The following is an 18,246-nucleotide window of genomic DNA, read 5'->3' as shown; positions in this document are numbered from 1 at the left end:
CCGCCGCGTCCATAACCCACGAATGTCCAGATTACCGGACGTATTCGATCATTCTGGCTCGGCTGAGAACGAGCTCGACCCGATTGTCATCAAGCTTATGCAGACAGACGCGCTTGGTCCAAGGGCCGTCATGCAACGTAAACAGCGCGCGCCCCTGACCGAGGTCTTCCAGCGGCATGGCTCGGCGTGCCGGGCCTATACCCATGATGAGGTGACCATCCTTGATATCGAAACTGGCGCCATAGGGCGATGCCTGCCAGTGGCCGTCGAGTTCCCGGCACACAGGTTTCGGTGTCACCGGCTTCAACCGGCGAGATACGTAACCAATCTCACCCTCCAGTTCCGTACCCGTCCAGCGGAGTTCAACCGGCGAAGACGGCGACAGGGATGAGAACCAGCCATCGCCGATATCGTAAAGCGTGTCTTCGGAATCAAGCCAGTTGGCTATACCGTTGCGCATTTCCAGCCAGAACGGTCCACTCTCCGTCACATAAAGCCCGTCGGGGATCGTGCAATTGGTCTCTGGCAACGACAATCCGTTGAGAGCGGCCATGCAATCTCGCGCCATCTTATAGGTGTTGGCGTCTTCACGATTTGAAACAACAATCATGCCGGTTTTCGCGGCTGGATCGAGCAGAAAATAGCTCTTGTAGCCGGGATGCGAGCCACCATGTCCAACAAACCGCTTGCCAGCCACTTCGTTCCACCGCAGCCCAAGACCGTAACCGGTTACTCGTCTGTCAGAGAGACGACGGTCAGCTGACAGTTTATCGAGCAAACCTTTGAACACGCCCTCGCCATTAACAAGTGCTTGTGCCCATTTGGTCAGCGCCATGCCACTGCCAGTCAGGCTGCCAGAAGCCGAAATGTGCAGGCCAGCAGAGCTGAGCTGCCATTTTTCGTCAGACTTCCAGTAACCGGGAACCAGGCCCGCGACCGGATCATTCCAGACGTCCGGCGCTTCCATGAAAATATCGAGAGGCAGCGCAATATCCGATTTAACGAAATCATTGAAGCGAAACCCTTTTCGCTCCAGTGCAGCTTCCACCAGACGATAACCGGTGTTGGAATACGAAATTTCCGAACCCGCTTCGAAATTGAGCCGGTTGAGAGAAGCAAGGTAATCCAGAAGCTGACCCGCTTCCGTTTCTGTATAAACAGACAGCCCCAGAAGTGTGAGGCATTCCCGCGTATCGGGCAGACCACCAGTCATGTCGAGTGCACGCCCCACGGTGACATCGGCTAGTGGACTTTGCAACTCCGGCAGATGGTCGCCGAGCCGATCCTCGAGGCCGATGATATCGCTGTGCTTGAGAACCATCGCACAAAACGCATGTTTCGTGACTGATGCGTAGCGAACGACTGTATTCGCCGTGAACGGCACGCCCGTAGACAGGTTTTCAAGCCCGCTCGCATAGGCAAATTTCACTCCATCTGGGCCGAAACCGATGATGACGCCACCCGGCTCATCCGTGGCCCAGGTTCTCGACAAGACTTTCGCGGCAAGCGAAGCCGCATTCCAGTCAGCATGCGTTGACATGAAAACTCCGTCAGGCAGGTTCTTCCAGATTGACGCTTAGCGCGCGCAATTCTGTGGTATGCGGATGTGTCGTTCGCCCAGCGCGCAAATCATCGGCGCTAAGCTGTTCCACCATCTCGCCATGTTGCATCACCCCCACCTGCGGGCAGAGATGCGCGATCACAGCGAGATTGTGGCTCACCAGCACATAAGTGAGATTCTTTTCAGCGCGCAAGTCCGCGAGAAGATTGAGAATTTCAGCCTGTACCGAGACATCAAGCGCCGATGTCGGTTCGTCCAGTAGCAGAACTTCCGGTTCGGCGATCAGGGCTCGCGCGATTGCCACGCGCTGGCGTTGTCCGCCCGAAAGCTGGTGCGGAAAACGGAACCGCGCAGCTTTGGGCAACGCGACTTCGTCAAGAACCTTTTCAATACGCTTATCGATATCGCCGATACCATGAACCAGCAGAAGCTCGCTCAGGATACGGTCGATGGTCTGGCGTGGATGCAGTGAGCCAAAGGGATCCTGAAACACCATCTGCACCTGACGGAAGAAGGCGGGTGTGCGCTTTGGAGCAACGTCCTTCCCGTCGAAAGCGATGCGGCCACTCCATTGTTCGTTGAGACCCGCCATTGCGCGCAGAATAGTGGATTTACCCGAGCCGCTTTCACCAACAATTCCAAAGCTCCCGCCCTTCTCGACATTGAAGGACACACCCTTGACGACTTCATGCTCGTTGAAGCTGATACGAAGTTGATCAATGACTATCATGAGTTCAGCCAGCTTTCTTCGCGATTAAGAACCGGCAATCGATCACGAGGATGCATGAGCGATGGAATGCAATTGAGAAGCCCCTTCGTATAAGGATGCTCAGCACGCACAAGTTCGGCGGCTTTCAATTCTTCCATGACACGGCCCATATACATGACCATGACACGGTCGCAGAAATGCGACACGAGTGGAAGATCGTGGCTGATGAGGAGAAGTCCCATTCCGCGCTTGGAAACCAAATCGTCGATCAGGCGAAGAATTTCCGCCTGAACGGTAGCGTCGAGCGCGGATGTCGGCTCGTCAGCAATGAGCAGTTCGGGATCGGGCGCCAGCATCATGGCGATCATGACACGTTGGCCCATGCCACCAGAAACTTCGTGTGGATAAAGCTTTGCCACGTCGCGCGGATTGCGGATCATAACCTGATCCAGAAGATCAACCGCAGCATCCATTGCCTGACGTTTGCTACCGCCTTTGTGAGTACGCCACGCTTCAGCTACCTGCACGCCAATGGTCTTGACCGGGTTAAGCGAATATTTGGGGTCCTGAAGAATAAAGCCTGCCCGCTTGCCGCGTATCTGACGCATGCCACGTTCGGTGGCTGACAGAATGTCGATGCCATCGAATGAAAGCTTGTCGGCCTTCACTTCAGCGATTGGCGGCAGCAATTTCATGAGGGCTCGCGCGGTCAAGGACTTGCCCGAGCCACTTTCACCGACAATGCCCAGTTTTTCACGACCAAGCTGAAGCGAGATCCCGCGAACAGCATCGAAACGGCTGGTGCGCGTTTCAAAGCTGATCTGCAGATTTTTAATATCAACCAGCATCTGTTCTCTCAATTCTGCTTCGGATCGAGCACGTCGCGCAGACCGTCGCCGAGGAAATTGAAGGCGAGCGATACGAGGAAGATCGCGATGCCGGGGATGGTGGCAACCCACCATTGTTCAAAGATAAAGCGCTTGGCAGTGGCAATCATCGCACCCCATTCGGGCGACGGCGGCTGTGCACCCATTCCGAGGAAGCCAAGGCTTGCGGCGGTGATGATGATCGAGCTCATGTCGAGCGTAATGCGCACAATGACGCTCGGCACACAAAGCGGCATGATGTGACGCAAAATGATGCGGAATGGCGATGCACCGGTCAGCTTGGCGGCTGCAATGAAATCGCTCTTGCGCAAAGTCATGGTTTCCGCACGCGCCAGACGCGCATAGGGTGGCCACGCAGTCAATGCGATTGCAAGCACGGCACTTTCAACACCTGGCTTCAGCGCAGCCACGAAGGCCAGCGCCAGGATCAACCGAGGAAACGCAAGAAAGACATCAGTGACGCGCATCAACGCGGTGTCAACAATCCCGCCGAAATAGCCGGCGATACAACCGATAAAGAGCCCGATCGGCGCAACGAGAATGACAACAGCGATAACCATTCCAAGGGTTACGCGGCCACCGTAAAGAATGCGCGATAGGATATCGCGGCCTAGCTCATCAGTCCCGAACCAATGCGCGGCAGTGGGAGCAGACAGACGGTTGCCTAGGTCTTGAACACTCGGATCATATGGCGCCAGCAATGGTGCGGCCAACGACAAAACGATGAAAGCGACAATGATAAAGAGACCAATCATCGCGAGCGGATTGGCCCGAAGGTTCACCCAAATGCGGTAGCGCCTGCCCCAGTTAGCCTGAGAACGAGAAGCAGGCGAGTCATCTAGCGCCCAGTTATGAAAATTGGCAAAAATCATCGGACACGCGGATCCAGAACTTTGTAGAGGATATCGGCGAGCAGGTTGAGCCCGACATAAATGATACCGATGAGCAGTGTAGCGCCCACCACCGGATTCATATCGGCATTCATCAGCGACACGGTCAGATACTGTCCCAAGCCCGGCCAGCTGAAGACCGTCTCGGTCACGACAGCACCCTCCAGCAGACCTGCATAGGTGAGAGCCAGAACTGTCACGAGCTGCACGGCAACGGTCGGGAAAGCATGTTTCCAGATGACCGAGGTCAGCGACAAGCCTTTCGCACGTGCCGTAATCACGAACTCACCCTTGAGTGCGTCAAGCATGAAAGCGCGGGTCATACGCGTGATATACGCCATGCTGAAGTAAGCGAGGATCAGAACCGGCTGAATCATGTGATAGACGGCATCCCGGAACGCGTCCCAGTCGCCCTCAATAAGAGTATCGATCGTGAGCAGGCCGGTAACATGCGGGATCATGCCTTCATAGATGATGTCCTGTCGTCCCGGACCGGGCGCTATATCGAGTGTCGCATAGAAGACGAGAAGCGATATCAGTGCCAGCATGAAAACGGGAACAGAGTGCCCTGCAAGACAGATCACGCGGATCGTCTGGTCGACGATGGAACCCTGCCGGACAGCAGCCCACACCCCCAGCGGAATACCGATAAGAGCAGCAACAAGAAGCGCAGCCGTTGCCAGTTCCAATGTCGCGGGAAAATAACGGGCGATATCCTGTGTCACCGGATTACGGGTCAGAATAGAGTTGCCGAAATCGCCGTGCAGGACCTGCCCGACATAATGCACGAACTGGATTACAAGTGGCTGATCGAGCCCCATCTCCGCGCGGACGCGCTGGATAACAGCCTCTGGCGCATTGTCGCCCACCGCAGCAATAACAGGATCGACCGGCATGACGCGGCCGATCATGAAGGTAATGACCATAAGCCCGAACAGCGTGATTAACACGCTGCTCAGGATACCGGTCAGGTTCTTGAGGCTTTTCTTCACGCCTTGGCGATCCCTGCATAGGAATGAGAATCGGACAAGACGCCGAGACGCATTCCGGTAACATCCTTGCGGCAGGCAGCTGTGGTAACGGTCTGAAGCATCACGATAAACGGACTATCGTTCATGAATTCGCGCTGCAGATTCTCATAGAGTTCGATGCGCTTTGCTGAATCGCGTTCATCGCGGGCTGCAATCGACTTCTTCGCGAACTCCTCGTTCTGATAGGACGAGCGCCAGGCGAAAGGCTTGGTAGCCGCATTATCCGAATTATCCGGATTGTTACAGAAAACGTCGGCATTAGTGTTCGGATCGAAGTAGTCAGAACCCCAGGCGGTCAGCGCAATTTCGTGCTCGCGAGCACGCATTTTGGTGAGGACCTGACGGTTCTCTGCGGCCAGAAGTTCGACCTTGATTCCAATTTCGGCGAGGTTCGCCTGAATGGCCTGTGCGATATCCGGCCAAGGCTGAGCAGAATAATGATCCATTTTGATGGTAAAACCATCGGCAAGACCAGCTTCCTGCATCAGGCTTTTCGCCTTTTCCAAATCCTTCTGGAATGGCGTTTCGTTAACCGCACCGGGGAAACCCTCCGGGATGATGGTCTGGTGCACCTTGTGCGTCAGCGGAACGATGTTCTTCTGAATGCCCTGATAGTCGACCGCCCACTTGATCGCCTGCCAGAGCTTTGGATTAGTAAGCTTTTCAATCTTCTGATTGAGAGACATCAGGCCAATGCCCGCGATTGCCTTGGTGACGAGCTCGAAATCACCATTGCCCTGAAGAACCCGCAACTGCTCGGACGTCAGATTGCGGGCAATATCGACATCACCCTTCTGAAGCATCAAGAGCTGCGAAGACGGGTCCGCGACGTGACGCAGAAGGATGCGCTTCACATTGCCCTTGTATGCGCCATGTGGATTAACGTTCAGGATGATGCTTTCGCTCGGCTTCCAGGAAACGAGAACCCATTCGCCCGAACCGGCGCTGTTCTTCTGAAGCCAGCCGTTACCGAGATCGTCACCGGATGCATTTTCCAGAACGGTTTTCTTTTCCACGATGCTGGCAACGCTTGCCGACAGGCAATACAGCAGGAACGGCAGCGATGTCGACTGCTCGACCGTCAGAGACAATGTCGACGGATCGGTCGCTACGATGTTCTTTTCTGCATTCTCTGGCGTGAAACCGAACTGGCCAATGATGAAAGCCGGGCCCTTGTTCATCTTGATCGCACGCTGCAGCGAGAAAGCAGCATCTTCAGCCGTGATCTGCGCGCCGCTTGCAAATTTTGCATTCGGATCGATCTTGAAGATGAAGACCTTCCCATCAGCGTCGGCTTCCCAGGAAACAGCAACGCCGCCTTCCACCTGGTCCGGATTGGAAAGGCTTGGATGTACCAGACGCTGGTACATGTTGTTGCAGACTTCGCTGCCGACAGCTTCGAAGCTCTCATGCGGATCAAGACTGGTCATATTGTCGAGCTGCTGGGCCACAACCAGAATATCCTGACGCCCGGCTCCAATGGCAGGCAAAATGCTCGCATAGGACAGGAAAGGAACGGCAGCCGCACCTGCCAGAAAACCGCGTCTTGAAATCATTGAGAGCTCCTCTTGCAACGCTTTCTGAATGGCTCCCTGACATCGGGCGCTTATCGACAGCGTTCTATCTCTGGATATATTTTTCCAGCTTCCCGCTATCACGTCAGCGGAGGCAGGGGCCAATGCAGAATTTTGCATTCCCTATGCAGAGTTTGCATGAGGGCAAACTAAAGGAGAGCTTTTGCAAGAAAGAATAGCCCTTCATGCAGGGCCGTCATATCAAGTGACCGAAATCGCATTTGCAATTCTTCTCGCTTGGGTCCATCACCCCTCTCAAATACCAGACTTGATTTTGAAAAGGCTTCCCCATGGCGACAGAACAGAAGATACCCGTTTTCGATGGTCACAACGACGTGCTGTTGCGCCTGTGGTCATCGCATGCTTCCTCGCCTGAAAAGCGTTTTCTTGAAGGAGAAAATGTCGGCCATATCGACCTTCCACGCGCGCAGAAGGGTGGGCTCGGCGGCGGCTTGTGCGCCGTATATGTGCCCTCGCCTTCACGAGAACTCGACACTAATGGCAATCTGGCGACTCCGAGCCAGACGGATGCGATGAAGGCAACGCTCGCCATGTCGGCAGTACTTCTGAAAATCGAACGGGCGTCAGAAGGCAAGGTTCGTATTTGCAAAACTGCAGCCGATATTCGTGATGCCTTTGCCAACGGCATTTTTGCTTCTGTCTATCATATCGAAGGTGTGGAGGCTTTTAGCGAAGACCTTGATGCCCTTTATGTATTGCATGAGGCAGGCCTCAGAACGCTTGGGCCTGTCTGGAGCCGTCCGAATATTTTTGCCCATGGCATCCCGTTCCGGTTTCCGGCGTCGCCTGACATCGGCCCGGGCCTCACCGATCATGGCAAAGCGCTCATTCGCGCCTGCAATGAACTCAAAGTCATGGTCGACCTTTCCCACATGAACGAGAAAGGCTTCTGGGACATAGCGGCAATTTCCGATGCGCCGCTCGTGGCTTCGCATTCAAATGCGCACGCGCTTTGCCAGCAAAGCCGCAACCTGACCGACAAGCAGCTGGATGCCATTCGCGATACTGGCGGTCTCGTCGGGCTTAACTTTGGCGTTTCATTCCTGCGCGAAGATGGAAAACGCGATCCGAATACGGATCTGAGTGAACTCGTTCGCCATGCTGATTACATTGTCAACCGCATCGGGATCGACCATCTGGCTCTGGGTTCCGATTTTGACGGCACCACGATTTCTTCCACGCTTCGCGATGTCGGTGATCTCCAGCTCGTCATAGACGCCTTCCGTAAACACGGCTACGACGATGCTTCCATCGTAAAGCTGGCCCATGCAAACTGGATCAATGTGCTTGAGCGTACCTGGGGTGCTTAAGGGAAAAATAGAAACGATCTCACCCTCGTAGGGTGAGATCGAAAACATGATGGTGGATATGACCGTCGAACATTTCCAGAAGCCCCTTCGTTGCCTCCCGGCTTTCATATCGCACAGGTGAAGCAAGCGCTTTGGCCAAAGCTTCCCTACTGTCATACTGGGTCCACAGCACCATCGGATAGGCTGGCGCACCTTCATCGCGTTCGACAGCATAAAGAACTCGGACTTCCCTGATTCCCGGAAATTCAAGCCACATCGGCATAAGAATATTCGCGACATAAGCTTTGAACGCATCCTCGCGCCCAGAATGAATAGCGCCTTCAAAAAAGGCCTGCCTGACAATCATGGGAATAACTCAGTTTACTTTGGTGGGTGGGACATCGCCGGAAAAATATGCGGCAAGATTGGCGAGTACGAGCTCACCCATTCCGACACGTGTTTCAACCGTTGCGCTGCCTTGATGCGGCATCAGCACGGTGTTTGGTGCGGACAGAAAATCCTCCCTGATCGTAGGTTCGTTGACGAAAACATCAAGACCGGCACCGGCTATAGTTTCGTTATTCAAAGCAGCCAGAAGCGCATCTTCGTCAACCACACTGCCCCGGGCCACATTGATTAGATAACCCTTGCTTCCAAGTGCTGCTAGCACATCCGCGTTCACAATATTCGCCGTCGACGGATTAGCCGCGACGCACACTGCGAGTACGTCGCTCTGCTGCGCTAGTTCCGCGGGCGTTGCATGGGCAATCCAGTTTGTGCCCGCGACAGGAGAGCGGTTCCAATAGTGTACTTCCATGCCGAATGCTTCTGCACGTCGTGCAAACGACTTTCCGATCTGGCCAAGGCCCAGGACGCCAACCCGCTTCCCCTTGGGACTAACGCCAAGAGGAAATACTTCACGGCGCTCCCATTTGCCTTCCCGCACGAATTGATCGCCCTGAACAACATGGCGCATAACCGCCAGCATGAGAGCAATGCCTGTGTCGGCAACATCATCGGTCAAAACGCCAGGTGTGGTGCTGACATGTACATTGCGATCCCGCGCAAAAGCAAGATCGACCTTGTCCGTCCCAACGCCGTTGATGGCAATGAGGCCGAGCGATGGCAGACGCTCCATCCAACCATTGGAAAGCCCCGTTCCGCCACCGGTAACAACAGCACAAATGGTGCCAAGTGCCGCGTCAATCGCCGTCGTGTCTTCCGGCTTGTATAGACGAAGAATCTTGTAAGATGCATCCAATCGCTCTTCGATCAACGGCATCATCGGCTCGATAAGCAGAACTTCGTTCGTCACTTCAAACTCCATTACTAAACTACTAGAGACGCTCAGGAAATCTGACCGATAAATGCCTTCGTGCGCTCATGCTTCGGATTGCCGAAAAATTCCTCCGGCTCCGCCATTTCAAGAATTTGTCCTTGATCCATGAAGATGACACGATCTGCCACCTGCCGCGCGAAACCCATTTCATGGGTAACGCAGAGCATGGTCATGCCTTCCTTGGCGAGATCGATCATGGTGTCCAGAACTTCCTTGACCATTTCAGGATCGAGTGCAGAAGTCGGCTCATCAAAAAGCATGATCTTGGGATTCATGCATAGCGCACGGGCAATCGCCACACGCTGTTGCTGGCCACCCGATAGCTGGGCCGGATACTTATCCGCCTGTTCAGGAATGCGGACACGCTCGAGGTATTTGCGCGCTGTCTTCTCAGCTTCAACTTTCGAAACGCCACGCACTTTCATCGGAGCCAAAGTGCAATTCTCAAGCACCGTCATATGCGGAAACAAGTTGAACTGCTGGAAAACCATGCCCGTTTCCTGCCGGACGATATCTACATTCTTTCCACCTGCCGTCAGATCGTGGCCGTCTACAATGATGCGGCCTTTCTGAATGGTCTCCAGCTGATTGATACAACGGATGAGGGTCGACTTCCCCGAGCCAGACGGACCGCAAATAACAATGCGTTCACCGCGAGCGACATTCAGATCAATATCTCTGAGAGCATGATAAGTGCCGTACCACTTGTTTACTCCCTGCATGAGCACTGCAGGATCTGAAGCATCCTGCGGCAACCGGTTCGCTTTTCCCTGAGCCATCTGGTTCATGTCGAGAAACTCACTTTCGTGGACTGGATCGTCATGCCCGTCGGATGGACGGGCATGACGGAATTCGAGAGCTTACTTTGCCTGAGAGACAAAATCCGGCAGTGGCGCACCGAGCCACTTTTCATGAATCTTGTTCAGTTCGCCGTCGCTCTTTGCCTTTTCGATGAACTTGTTGACGAATTCGAGCATTTCCGTCGCCCCCTTGCGAACAGCGATACCCTGTACTTGCTGGCTGAGCTGGATTTTCTGATCATAGCGGCCCGGAGCAGCTTTTTCGATTTCGGCAGCCACGACATTGGAGAGCCCTATCAACTCAACCTGTCCCGAAAGCAGGGCTTGCACTGCGCTCGCATCATCATCGAAACGACGGATGTTGGCGTCCTGCGGCGCTACCTTGGTTACTGCCGTGTCCTGTGTTGAAGCACGAGCGACACCGATCGATTTGCCAGAAAGCTCCTCCGGCTTTGTAACAACGGTGTCCTTCGGTCCGAATACGCCAATCGAAATACCAGCATAAGGCTGCGAGAAATCAACGCTCTTTGCCCGTTCCTCGGTGATGCCCAGCGAGGCAACCAGAACGTCCACCTGTCCGCTCTGCAGATAAGGAATACGGTTTGGACCGGTGACTGGCACGATCTGTGCGTCGACGCCCAGCTCCTTCGCCAGCAACTTCGCGACATCGGCGTCATACCCGTCCGGTTCATTGCTGGTGTTCATGATGCCAAATGGCGGAAAGTCGACCAGCATACCGATCTTGATTTTTCCAGCGGACTTGATGTCGTCAACGGTCTGAGCGAATGCAGCCGGTGCCAACGCCGTTGCAAGGGCACCCGCACCAATCAGGGCCATTGCCAAACGTCTGGTAATAGTCATGTTTATCCCTTCCCTATTAAGTACCAGTCTCCTCACCGGCACCGTTTCGTTATTTTCAATGCATTTCCTGACGCCATGTTGGTTTACATTCGGTCGGAAATACTGATCGTCTTCCCGAAGCCCCCCAATTACCGAGCTGTAGCGCGAGAAAACCTCGTTTCCATTCGGCGTGCCAAAATCGATAGCGGCCAGCATAGGACAAAATAGACAGCCGCTACCGTGCCAAACACCATGAACGGGCTGAACGTCGCATTGTTGATGATCTGTCCCTGTCGCGTCAGTTCTGTAAATCCGATGATCGCGGCAAGCGAAGTGCCTTTGATGAGCTGCACGAGAAAGCCCACTGTCGGCGCAACCGAAATGCGTGCGGCTTGTGGCAGGATCACATAGCGCATGCGATTGTAGTAGCGCAGCCCCAATGCCGTCGCCGCTTCACGTTGGCCGGGCGGCACTGCATCAATACAGCCGCGCCAAATCTCTCCGAGAAAAGCGCTTGCATGCAATGTCAGCGCAATCGTCGCAGCAATCCAGGGGTTGATACCCAGACCGAAAATATTAAGGCCGAAGAACACCAGGAAGAGCTGCATCAGAAGCGGTGTACCCTGAAACAGCCTGATAAAGCCGAGTGCGATGTAACGTGGGGCGCGAGCGTCCGAAACACGCATCAGCGCGACAAGCAGCCCTCCGATGCCACCGCCGACAAAGGCAATAGCCGAAAGAGCAATGGTCCACTGCGCTGCATAGACGATAATGAGAAATTCGTTCCAGCCGAAAGGTCTGATCATGGCCCGCTCCTATCGGCTCAACGGGTATTTAAAAGCCACCTTCTCGATCACTGAGAAAATGGCCGAGAAACCGATGGACATGACGAGATACATGAGCGTGATAACAATATAGACCTCAAAACTCGCGAAGGTCGCCGACTGTAGATCGTTACCCGCCGCGGCAAGTTCGTTTGCGGAAATTACGGAGACCACACTCGAAGTCAGCATCAGATAGATAAATTGGCTGGTGAGTGACGGATAAACCGTCCGCAAAGCTGGTTTCATGATCACATAACGGAACACTTGCAGCTTTGAGAGACCGAGTGCGGTTCCTGCTTCCACCTGACCTTTATGAATGGATTCAATGCCGGCACGAATAATCTCGGTACCGTAAGCGCCGAAGTTCACCACCAGCGCAAGAAGCGCTGCACTGTTGGGCGACAATCGCAAACCAGCAGAAGGCAATCCAAAGAAGATGAAGAAAATCTGCACCAGAAACGGCGTGTTGCGGATAATTTCGATATAGGCATCAATGATTAAGCGTACTGGCTTTGGTCCAGACGTCTTCCCAAGCGCGCAGACTATCGAAACAATCAGGCCGAGCACCATCGCCGCGCAAGACAATTCAATTGTCTGCCACGCGCCGACAAGCAACTTATCCATCGCCGCGAAAACAGGCGCGAAGTTGAAATTATACAATGCTGAACCTCCCGGTACGCAATTGTGCCGATTTCTCCTCCCGGCATCAATAATTTAGATCGATCTAAATGCGTTTTGCCTCATACGTCAATCATTAATTGGGATTAGATAACAGAGGCTCTCACCGGTCCACAGGACTGTCGAACTCGCAAATATGTTTCACTGATGATCCGCTGCGCCTGTTTTTCCGGGTTTGCCAAACGGGAAAGAAGCAATCCAGCGGCATTCTCACCAACTGTAACAGGTCGGGTTGACACGGAACTCAACCGGGGGCGGGTCGCTTCAGCATCGCTTACATCGTCGAAGCCGATCAACGAAAAATCCCCACCAACCATTCTCCCGCAATCATAAAGCCCTGCCGAAAGGCCTAGCGCAATCACGTCATTGAAGCAGATTGCAGCTGTCGGCTCCCGGCCGTCCTGAAAGAGAAGCGGAGCCGCTTTAGCGATATCCGGCATCGTCTGCGGAAAGCGGACAATCATCTCAGGATCGAGCCCTTGTTGTTGCATTGCCTCGCGAAAACCTTCGACACGTTCGCGGTAAGCGGAATGAATCGGCCCGTGCACAGCGAATGCGATTGTCCTGTGCCCAAGTGTAGCCAGATGATTAACCGCCTGCCGCATACCACCCGCGTAATCAACGCCTGCGTAATCGACACGATCGGTCACATGACGCAACACCTGCACAATAGGCAAGCCCCAGTCAGCAAGCTGCTCGACGAACTCCGGTGCTGTTTCCGCTGTTGGCGAAACGATCACGCCATCAACACCATGCTCACGCATACGCTGCATAAGGGTACTCTGATTGGTGAAGTTCTCGTGACTATTGGCGAGAAGAACGACCAGCCCTGCTTCACCCACAACACTGTCTATTCCTGAAAGCAATTCGCCGTAAAACGGGTTGCCAAGGGTGGGTACGATGACGCCAACCGTATTCGATCTCTCTACCCGGAGGCTAGCAGCCCCCATATTGTAGACATAGCCCAACTCTTGAAGGGCTTTCTCTACTTTTTCGCGCGTTACTGTTCCCACCAACGGGCTTTTGCGGATAACAAGGGAAGCCGTCGCGCGCGATACGTTGGCATGGCGTGCCACATCCAGCAGCGTAACGCGACTTTTCCTGCGATCGTCACTCGGCATAACTTCACCTGTCAGCAAGTTGGGCAATGTCCGATCCGGTTGAAGACAAAACTCAATAAAACCGCCGGTCAGATTCGAAAGGCATATATCAGTTCAGTCTTGCACATTGGTCAATCCGTTGAACGGCGAACCAGCAGTCATCATGCGGAAATGGCATTACTTGGCGTTCCCAACCCATTAATTATGCGCATGTTCTCCCCACGAATATCACTTTCCTTTCGGTTTTTTTCGTTTTGAACGCTATCGTTTTCGGATTTATTCTGCCATTGGAAGAATCGAAGGTTGATCCTTTGGCAAAAATTGCATTCATATAGGTGCAATGAAAATATTGCAGATGTCGGGGCTTTGAGACCATCACCAAGGAACTCAAATGTTCACGCAATCTCACACTCGAGGAGGAAACATGCTTATCCGTCTGATCACGACTTCGGCGCTGACAAGCGCCCTCGCCCTCACCATCAGTTCTCAGGCATTTGCCCAGACGGAGCTGGCATGGTGGCACGGCATGACCGGTGCCAACAACGAAATGGTCAATGAACTCTCGAAGGAGTTCAACGAAAGCCAGAGCGAATACAAGATTGTTCCTGTCTACAAGGGAACTTATCCTGAAACGCTGAATGCCGGCATTGCCGCGTTCCGTTCCAAGCAGCCCCCCGCGATCCTTCAGGTCTTCGACGCCGGTAGTGGTGTTATGATGGCAGCCGAAGGCGCAATGGTTCCAGCTGCAGAAGTTCTGGAAAAGGGTGGCTTCAAGTTCGACAAGTCGCAGTATCTGCCTGGCATCGTCGCTTACTATTCGAAGCCAGACGGAACCATGTTGTCCTTTCCGTACAACTCCTCGTCACCAATCCTCTATTACAATAAGGATGCCTTCAAGAAGGCTGGCCTCGACGAAAACAATCCGCCGAAAACCTGGCCTGAAGTTTTCGAAGCTGCCAAGAAGATCAAATCCAGCGGTGCGGCACCGTGCGGTTTCACTTCCACATGGCTGACCTGGATTCAGACCGAAAACTTCGCGGCTTGGAACAACGTTCCTTATGGCACGAATGAAAACGGTCTCGGCGGCACCGATGTGAAGCTCGAAATCAACTCGCCGCTTTACATTCAGCACTTCCAGTCGATTGCCGATCTCGCGAAAGACGGTACGTTCCGCTACGGCGGCCGCACATCGGAAGCCAAGCAGCTTTTCACCTCTGGTGAATGCGCAATGCTGACCGAATCCTCCGGCGGCCTCGGCGATGTTGTTAAGTCGGGTATCAATTACGGCATCGGCCAGCTGCCTTACTACGAAGGTCACGGCCCGCAGAATACGATCCCTGGCGGTGCATCTCTGTGGGTCTTCGCAGGCCTTAGCGACGAACAATACAAGGGCGTCGCAGAATTCTTCAACTTCCTCTCGCAAACCAAAATTCAGGTCAAGCTGCACGAAAAATCCGGCTATCTGCCTGTAACACTGGCGGCGTACGAGGAAACCAAGAAGTCGGATTTCTATGAAAAGAATCCGGGCCGCGAAACGCCTATCCTGCAGATGATGGGCAAGGCGCCGACCGAAAATTCGAAGGGCGTGCGTCTCGTCAACTTGCCGCAGGTGCGCGATATTCTGAACGAAGAGTTCGAAGCAATGCTCGGCGGCAAGCAGGATGCGAAAACTGCACTTGAAAACGCTGTCAAGCGCGCCAACGACGCGATTGCCGCAGCTCAATAATTGATCACATAAACACAACGCCGCCTGCCCTTGTGGTGGGCGGCCTTGTCACCCACGAGGAAGCTCCCCGTGCAGAAAGTTACCTTTCCAAATAAAATCTTGCCCTACTTCCTGCTGGCCCCGCAGATCGTTCTGACTGTGGTGTTTTTCTTCTGGCCAGCCAGTCAGGCAATTTATCAGTCTTTCATGCGTGAAGACGCATTCGGGCTGAAGTCTACTTTTGTAGGCCTTGCGAACTTCACAACCGTTCTGGCCGACCCGAACTATCTACATTCATTCAGAGTAACGATTGTCTTTAATGTTCTGACCGCGCTGCTTGCCATGGGCGCAGCATTGTTGCTTGCAACGGCAGCAGATCGCGTCATCCGTGGAAAGACATTTTATCGTACGCTCCTGATCTGGCCCTATGCCGTAGCTCCTGCTGTAGCCGGCATGTTGTGGCTCTTCATGTTCAACCCAGCGATGGGTACTTTTGCGTATATTCTGCGCCGTAATGGCATTGCATGGGATCCGCTGCTTGACGGCAATCAGGCTATGGGCCTCGTCGTCGTTGCCGCGGCCTGGAAGCAGATTTCCTATAATTTCCTGTTCTTTGTCGCAGGCTTACAAGCAATTCCTAAATCGTTGATCGAAGCAGCAGCCATTGATGGCGCGCGCGGCGCACGGCGATTCTGGTCTATCGTATTTCCACTTCTTGCACCGACCTCCTTCTTCTTGCTGGTCGTGAATACGGTTTACGCCTTCTTCGACACGTTCGGCATCATCCATGCCGTGACCGGCGGCGGGCCTGCCAAAGCCACCGAAACGCTGGTCTACAAGGTTTACAACGATGGCTTCGTCAATCTGAATCTGGGTTCTTCCTCGGCACAGTCAGTTATTTTGATGGCAATCGTGATTGCCTTGACAGCGTTCCAGTTCCGCTTCGTTGAGAAGCGCGTGCATTATTCGTGAGTGAGGCGACAATGATAGAAAAACGCCCAATCTCCAGCCTGATCGGCCATCTGATCCTGATCCTAGGCATCATTATTGTTGCCTTTCCGATCTACTACACCTTCGTCGCTTCAACGATGACGTCAACGCAGATCATTCGCCCGCCAATCTCGCTGTTGCCCGGCGATCATTTCGTCGAAAACTACGGCGAAGCCATCTTTGGCGGTGTGGAGCGTGTTGTTGGTGTAAGTCTTGAACGACTTCTCTGGAACTCGTTCGTGGTTGCAATGGCAATCGCCGTCGGCAAGATCATCATTTCGTTCATGTCGGCTTTCGCGATTGTGTTTTTCCGCTTTCCGATGCGCATGTTCTTCTTCTGGATGATCTTCATAACGTTGATGCTGCCTGTGGAGGTTCGTATTCTGCCGACCTACAAGGTGATCGTGGACCTCGGCATGATCGATACCTATGCTGGGCTTACGCTGCCATTGATGGCATCCGCGACAGCGACATTCCTGTTCCGTCAGTTCTTCCTTACCATTCCGGGTGAACTGGTTGAAGCAGCACGTATCGATAATGCCGGACCATTCCGTTTCATGCGGGATATCCTGCTCCCCCTTTCGAAGACGAATATTGCAGCGCTTTTCGTCATTCTCTTCATTTACGGATGGACCCAGTATCTCTGGCCACTACTCGTTACCAATGATGCCAAGATGAACACGATCATCATCGGCCTGCGCCGCATGGTCGATTGGGCTGACGCATCCACACCGTGGAACTACGTCATGGTAACAGCCATTCTGGCCATCATTCCACCGATCCTCGTTGTGGTGTTGATGCAGCGCTGGTTCGTCAAAGGTCTCGTTGAAACGGAAAAGTAATGAGCAAAATCGTTCTTGATAACGTCCGCAAGAGCTATGGCGGCAATGTAGAAGTCATCAAAGGCGTATCGCTGGAGATTCACGACGGTGAATTTGTGGTGCTGGTAGGCCCTTCAGGCTGCGGTAAATCCACTCTCCTGCGCATGATAGCGGGTCTCGAAGGTATTACATCCGGCACAATCTCCATTGGCGATCGCGTGGTCAACGAAGTAGAACCCGCAGAACGCGATATTGCCATGGTGTTTCAGAACTATGCGCTCTATCCGCATATGACGGTTCGGGAAAACCTTGCCTATGGTCTGAAGAACCGCAAGACACCAAAGGACGAAATCGAGCGCCGCATCGCCAAGGCTGCGAAAGCGCTGGAAATCGAACCTTTTCTTGAGCGCAAACCACGCCAGCTTTCTGGTGGTCAGCGCCAGCGTGTCGCCATGGGGCGCGCCATTGTGCGCGAACCGGCAGCTTTCCTCTTTGATGAACCATTGTCCAATCTGGACGCGAAACTGCGCGTGCAGATGCGTGTCGAGATAAAGCGCCTGCAGCGCTCGCTTGGCACCACCAGCGTTTACGTGACACACGACCAGATGGAGGCCATGACCATGGCTGATCGTCTTGTCGTGCTGAATGCCGGCCATATCGAACAGGTTGGCACGCCGATTGAGCTTTACGAAAAACCTGCCTCCACCTTCGTCGCGACATTTATCGGTTCCCCATCAATGAACCTGCTGCAAAGCACAGAAAGCACCGGTTGGGCGACCGGCAGCGCGGTGCAAAAACCTGACGGGAGTTTCACCATCGGCGTTCGCCCAGAGGATATCCGTATTCTGGAAGATAGCGAGCCGGATGCTGACGGATTTAATGCAACCATTCGTATTGAAGCTGTCGAACTCGTCGGTGCAGAAAGCTACATCCACGCTGCTTTGCCAGATGGCAAGCCGCTTATCTTCCGCGTTGCCGGGCGGTCGGCACATAACATTGATGAGACTGTCAGAGTTGGCGCTTCCTCTGGAAACGTGCATGTTTTCAACAATGATGGCCAACGTGTAACTGATTGACATGAAACGGGTTGCGCCCTTCAACGGAGCGCAACCCGCTATAATAATCGATTTCTGTTTTAGAATTTATCGGTTACAGAGAAGTGGAATATTTTTCCGCCTGTGAGGAAA

General features: G+C 53.7%; 18 protein-coding genes. 5 read left to right on the top strand and 13 right to left on the bottom strand.

The window, feature by feature from the left end:
- Positions 1-31 precede the first annotated feature (31 nt).
- From KWJ32_RS02465 to KWJ32_RS02440, 6 genes are read right to left on the bottom strand one after another with little or no spacing between them, the layout of a single operon-like run.
- Positions 32-1,540, bottom strand: a complete 1,509-nt coding sequence (locus KWJ32_RS02465; protein ID WP_012093110.1) for a serine hydrolase domain-containing protein — start codon at positions 1,538-1,540, stop codon at positions 32-34.
- A 10-nt stretch (positions 1,541-1,550) separates the two neighbouring features.
- Positions 1,551-2,291, bottom strand: coding sequence for an ABC transporter ATP-binding protein (locus KWJ32_RS02460; protein ID WP_012093111.1), 741 nt, complete (start codon positions 2,289-2,291; stop codon positions 1,551-1,553).
- On the bottom strand, positions 2,288-3,118 hold the full coding sequence (locus KWJ32_RS02455) for an ABC transporter ATP-binding protein (protein WP_012093112.1): 831 nt from the start codon (positions 3,116-3,118) through the stop codon (positions 2,288-2,290). Before KWJ32_RS02455 ends, KWJ32_RS02460 begins: the two co-directional genes overlap by 4 nt.
- Positions 3,119-3,126: 8 nt before the next feature.
- Positions 3,127-4,029: a nickel transporter permease gene (gene nikC / locus KWJ32_RS02450; RefSeq protein ID WP_012093113.1), complete on the bottom strand. Its 903-nt coding sequence runs from the start codon at positions 4,027-4,029 to the stop codon at positions 3,127-3,129.
- A complete protein-coding gene (locus KWJ32_RS02445) occupies positions 4,026-5,039 on the bottom strand; it encodes an ABC transporter permease (protein WP_010658927.1) in 1,014 nt (337 codons plus the stop codon). Before KWJ32_RS02445 ends, nikC begins: the two co-directional genes overlap by 4 nt.
- The gene (locus KWJ32_RS02440; protein WP_012093115.1) at positions 5,036-6,634 is read right to left on the bottom strand and encodes an ABC transporter substrate-binding protein; all 1,599 of its coding nucleotides are present in this window, start codon (positions 6,632-6,634) and stop codon (positions 5,036-5,038) included. The genes KWJ32_RS02445 and KWJ32_RS02440 overlap by 4 nt, the downstream gene beginning before the upstream one ends.
- 308 nt (positions 6,635-6,942) lie before the next feature.
- Here KWJ32_RS02440 and KWJ32_RS02435 point away from each other — a divergent pair, with 308 nt between their 5' ends.
- Complete coding sequence (locus KWJ32_RS02435) at positions 6,943-7,983, top strand: dipeptidase (protein WP_012093116.1); 1,041 nt, start codon at positions 6,943-6,945, stop codon at positions 7,981-7,983.
- A gap of 19 nt (positions 7,984-8,002) precedes the next feature.
- On the opposite strand, the gene KWJ32_RS02430 is transcribed toward KWJ32_RS02435, so the two are convergent.
- From KWJ32_RS02430 to KWJ32_RS02400, 7 genes are all read right to left on the bottom strand, one after another.
- Positions 8,003-8,329: a hypothetical protein gene (locus KWJ32_RS02430; RefSeq protein WP_012093118.1), complete on the bottom strand. Its 327-nt coding sequence runs from the start codon at positions 8,327-8,329 to the stop codon at positions 8,003-8,005.
- Between the two features lie 9 nt (positions 8,330-8,338).
- Positions 8,339-9,289 (bottom strand): 2-hydroxyacid dehydrogenase, encoded by a 951-nt coding sequence (locus tag KWJ32_RS02425; protein ID WP_012093119.1) that lies wholly within the window; start codon positions 9,287-9,289, stop codon positions 8,339-8,341.
- 20 nt (positions 9,290-9,309) lie between these two features.
- A complete protein-coding gene (locus KWJ32_RS02420; RefSeq protein WP_012093120.1) occupies positions 9,310-10,089 on the bottom strand; it encodes an amino acid ABC transporter ATP-binding protein in 780 nt (259 codons plus the stop codon).
- 72 nt (positions 10,090-10,161) lie between these two features.
- Positions 10,162-10,962, bottom strand: a complete 801-nt coding sequence (locus KWJ32_RS02415; RefSeq protein WP_012093121.1) for a transporter substrate-binding domain-containing protein — start codon at positions 10,960-10,962, stop codon at positions 10,162-10,164.
- Positions 10,963-11,090: 128 nt separating this feature from the next.
- On the bottom strand, positions 11,091-11,747 hold the full coding sequence (locus KWJ32_RS02410; protein ID WP_010658934.1) for an amino acid ABC transporter permease: 657 nt from the start codon (positions 11,745-11,747) through the stop codon (positions 11,091-11,093).
- Between the two features lie 9 nt (positions 11,748-11,756).
- Positions 11,757-12,425, bottom strand: a complete 669-nt coding sequence (locus KWJ32_RS02405) for an amino acid ABC transporter permease (RefSeq protein WP_010658935.1) — start codon at positions 12,423-12,425, stop codon at positions 11,757-11,759.
- Positions 12,426-12,529: 104 nt separating this feature from the next.
- Positions 12,530-13,564, bottom strand: coding sequence for a substrate-binding domain-containing protein (locus KWJ32_RS02400; RefSeq protein ID WP_012093122.1), 1,035 nt, complete (start codon positions 13,562-13,564; stop codon positions 12,530-12,532).
- A 403-nt stretch (positions 13,565-13,967) separates the two neighbouring features.
- On the opposite strand from KWJ32_RS02400, the gene ugpB reads away from it, so the two are divergent.
- The 4 genes from ugpB to KWJ32_RS02380 all read left to right on the top strand — a co-directional run bounded on the left by ugpB (position 13,968) and on the right by KWJ32_RS02380 (position 18,135).
- The gene (gene ugpB / locus KWJ32_RS02395; protein WP_029927219.1) at positions 13,968-15,269 is read left to right on the top strand and encodes a sn-glycerol-3-phosphate ABC transporter substrate-binding protein UgpB; all 1,302 of its coding nucleotides are present in this window, start codon (positions 13,968-13,970) and stop codon (positions 15,267-15,269) included.
- Positions 15,270-15,338: 69 nt separating this feature from the next.
- Positions 15,339-16,220 (top strand): sn-glycerol-3-phosphate ABC transporter permease UgpA, encoded by an 882-nt coding sequence (gene ugpA, locus KWJ32_RS02390; protein ID WP_010658938.1) that lies wholly within the window; start codon positions 15,339-15,341, stop codon positions 16,218-16,220.
- Between the two features lie 11 nt (positions 16,221-16,231).
- Positions 16,232-17,080, top strand: a complete 849-nt coding sequence (ugpE, locus tag KWJ32_RS02385) for a sn-glycerol-3-phosphate ABC transporter permease UgpE (RefSeq protein WP_010658939.1) — start codon at positions 16,232-16,234, stop codon at positions 17,078-17,080.
- A complete protein-coding gene (locus tag KWJ32_RS02380; RefSeq protein WP_012093124.1) occupies positions 17,080-18,135 on the top strand; it encodes a sn-glycerol-3-phosphate import ATP-binding protein UgpC in 1,056 nt (351 codons plus the stop codon). The genes ugpE and KWJ32_RS02380 overlap by 1 nt, the downstream gene beginning before the upstream one ends.
- Positions 18,136-18,246 lie beyond the last annotated feature (111 nt).

It is taken from the genome of Ochrobactrum sp. BTU2, from assembly GCF_024539785.1.
In the GTDB taxonomy this organism is placed as follows: Bacteria; Pseudomonadota; Alphaproteobacteria; order Rhizobiales; family Rhizobiaceae; genus Brucella; species Brucella anthropi.
This window is presented reverse-complemented; position numbering and strand designations above follow the sequence as displayed.

Coding starts and splice junctions, on each gene's coding strand:
- KWJ32_RS02410 (WP_010658934.1), bottom strand. CDS start 11,747: ATGATCAGACCTTTCGGCTGGAACGAATTTCTCATTATCGTCTATGCA.
- ugpB (WP_029927219.1), top strand. CDS start 13,968: ATGCTTATCCGTCTGATCACGACTTCGGCGCTGACAAGCGCCCTCGCC.
- KWJ32_RS02465 (WP_012093110.1), bottom strand. CDS start 1,540: ATGTCAACGCATGCTGACTGGAATGCGGCTTCGCTTGCCGCGAAAGTC.
- nikC (WP_012093113.1), bottom strand. CDS start 4,029: ATGATTTTTGCCAATTTTCATAACTGGGCGCTAGATGACTCGCCTGCT.
- KWJ32_RS02460 (WP_012093111.1), bottom strand. CDS start 2,291: ATGATAGTCATTGATCAACTTCGTATCAGCTTCAACGAGCATGAAGTC.
- KWJ32_RS02415 (WP_012093121.1), bottom strand. CDS start 10,962: ATGACTATTACCAGACGTTTGGCAATGGCCCTGATTGGTGCGGGTGCC.
- KWJ32_RS02455 (WP_012093112.1), bottom strand. CDS start 3,118: ATGCTGGTTGATATTAAAAATCTGCAGATCAGCTTTGAAACGCGCACC.
- ugpE (WP_010658939.1), top strand. CDS start 16,232: ATGATAGAAAAACGCCCAATCTCCAGCCTGATCGGCCATCTGATCCTG.
- KWJ32_RS02440 (WP_012093115.1), bottom strand. CDS start 6,634: ATGATTTCAAGACGCGGTTTTCTGGCAGGTGCGGCTGCCGTTCCTTTC.
- KWJ32_RS02425 (WP_012093119.1), bottom strand. CDS start 9,289: ATGGAGTTTGAAGTGACGAACGAAGTTCTGCTTATCGAGCCGATGATG.
- KWJ32_RS02400 (WP_012093122.1), bottom strand. CDS start 13,564: ATGCCGAGTGACGATCGCAGGAAAAGTCGCGTTACGCTGCTGGATGTG.
- KWJ32_RS02430 (WP_012093118.1), bottom strand. CDS start 8,329: ATGATTGTCAGGCAGGCCTTTTTTGAAGGCGCTATTCATTCTGGGCGC.
- KWJ32_RS02420 (WP_012093120.1), bottom strand. CDS start 10,089: ATGAACCAGATGGCTCAGGGAAAAGCGAACCGGTTGCCGCAGGATGCT.
- KWJ32_RS02435 (WP_012093116.1), top strand. CDS start 6,943: ATGGCGACAGAACAGAAGATACCCGTTTTCGATGGTCACAACGACGTG.
- KWJ32_RS02380 (WP_012093124.1), top strand. CDS start 17,080: ATGAGCAAAATCGTTCTTGATAACGTCCGCAAGAGCTATGGCGGCAAT.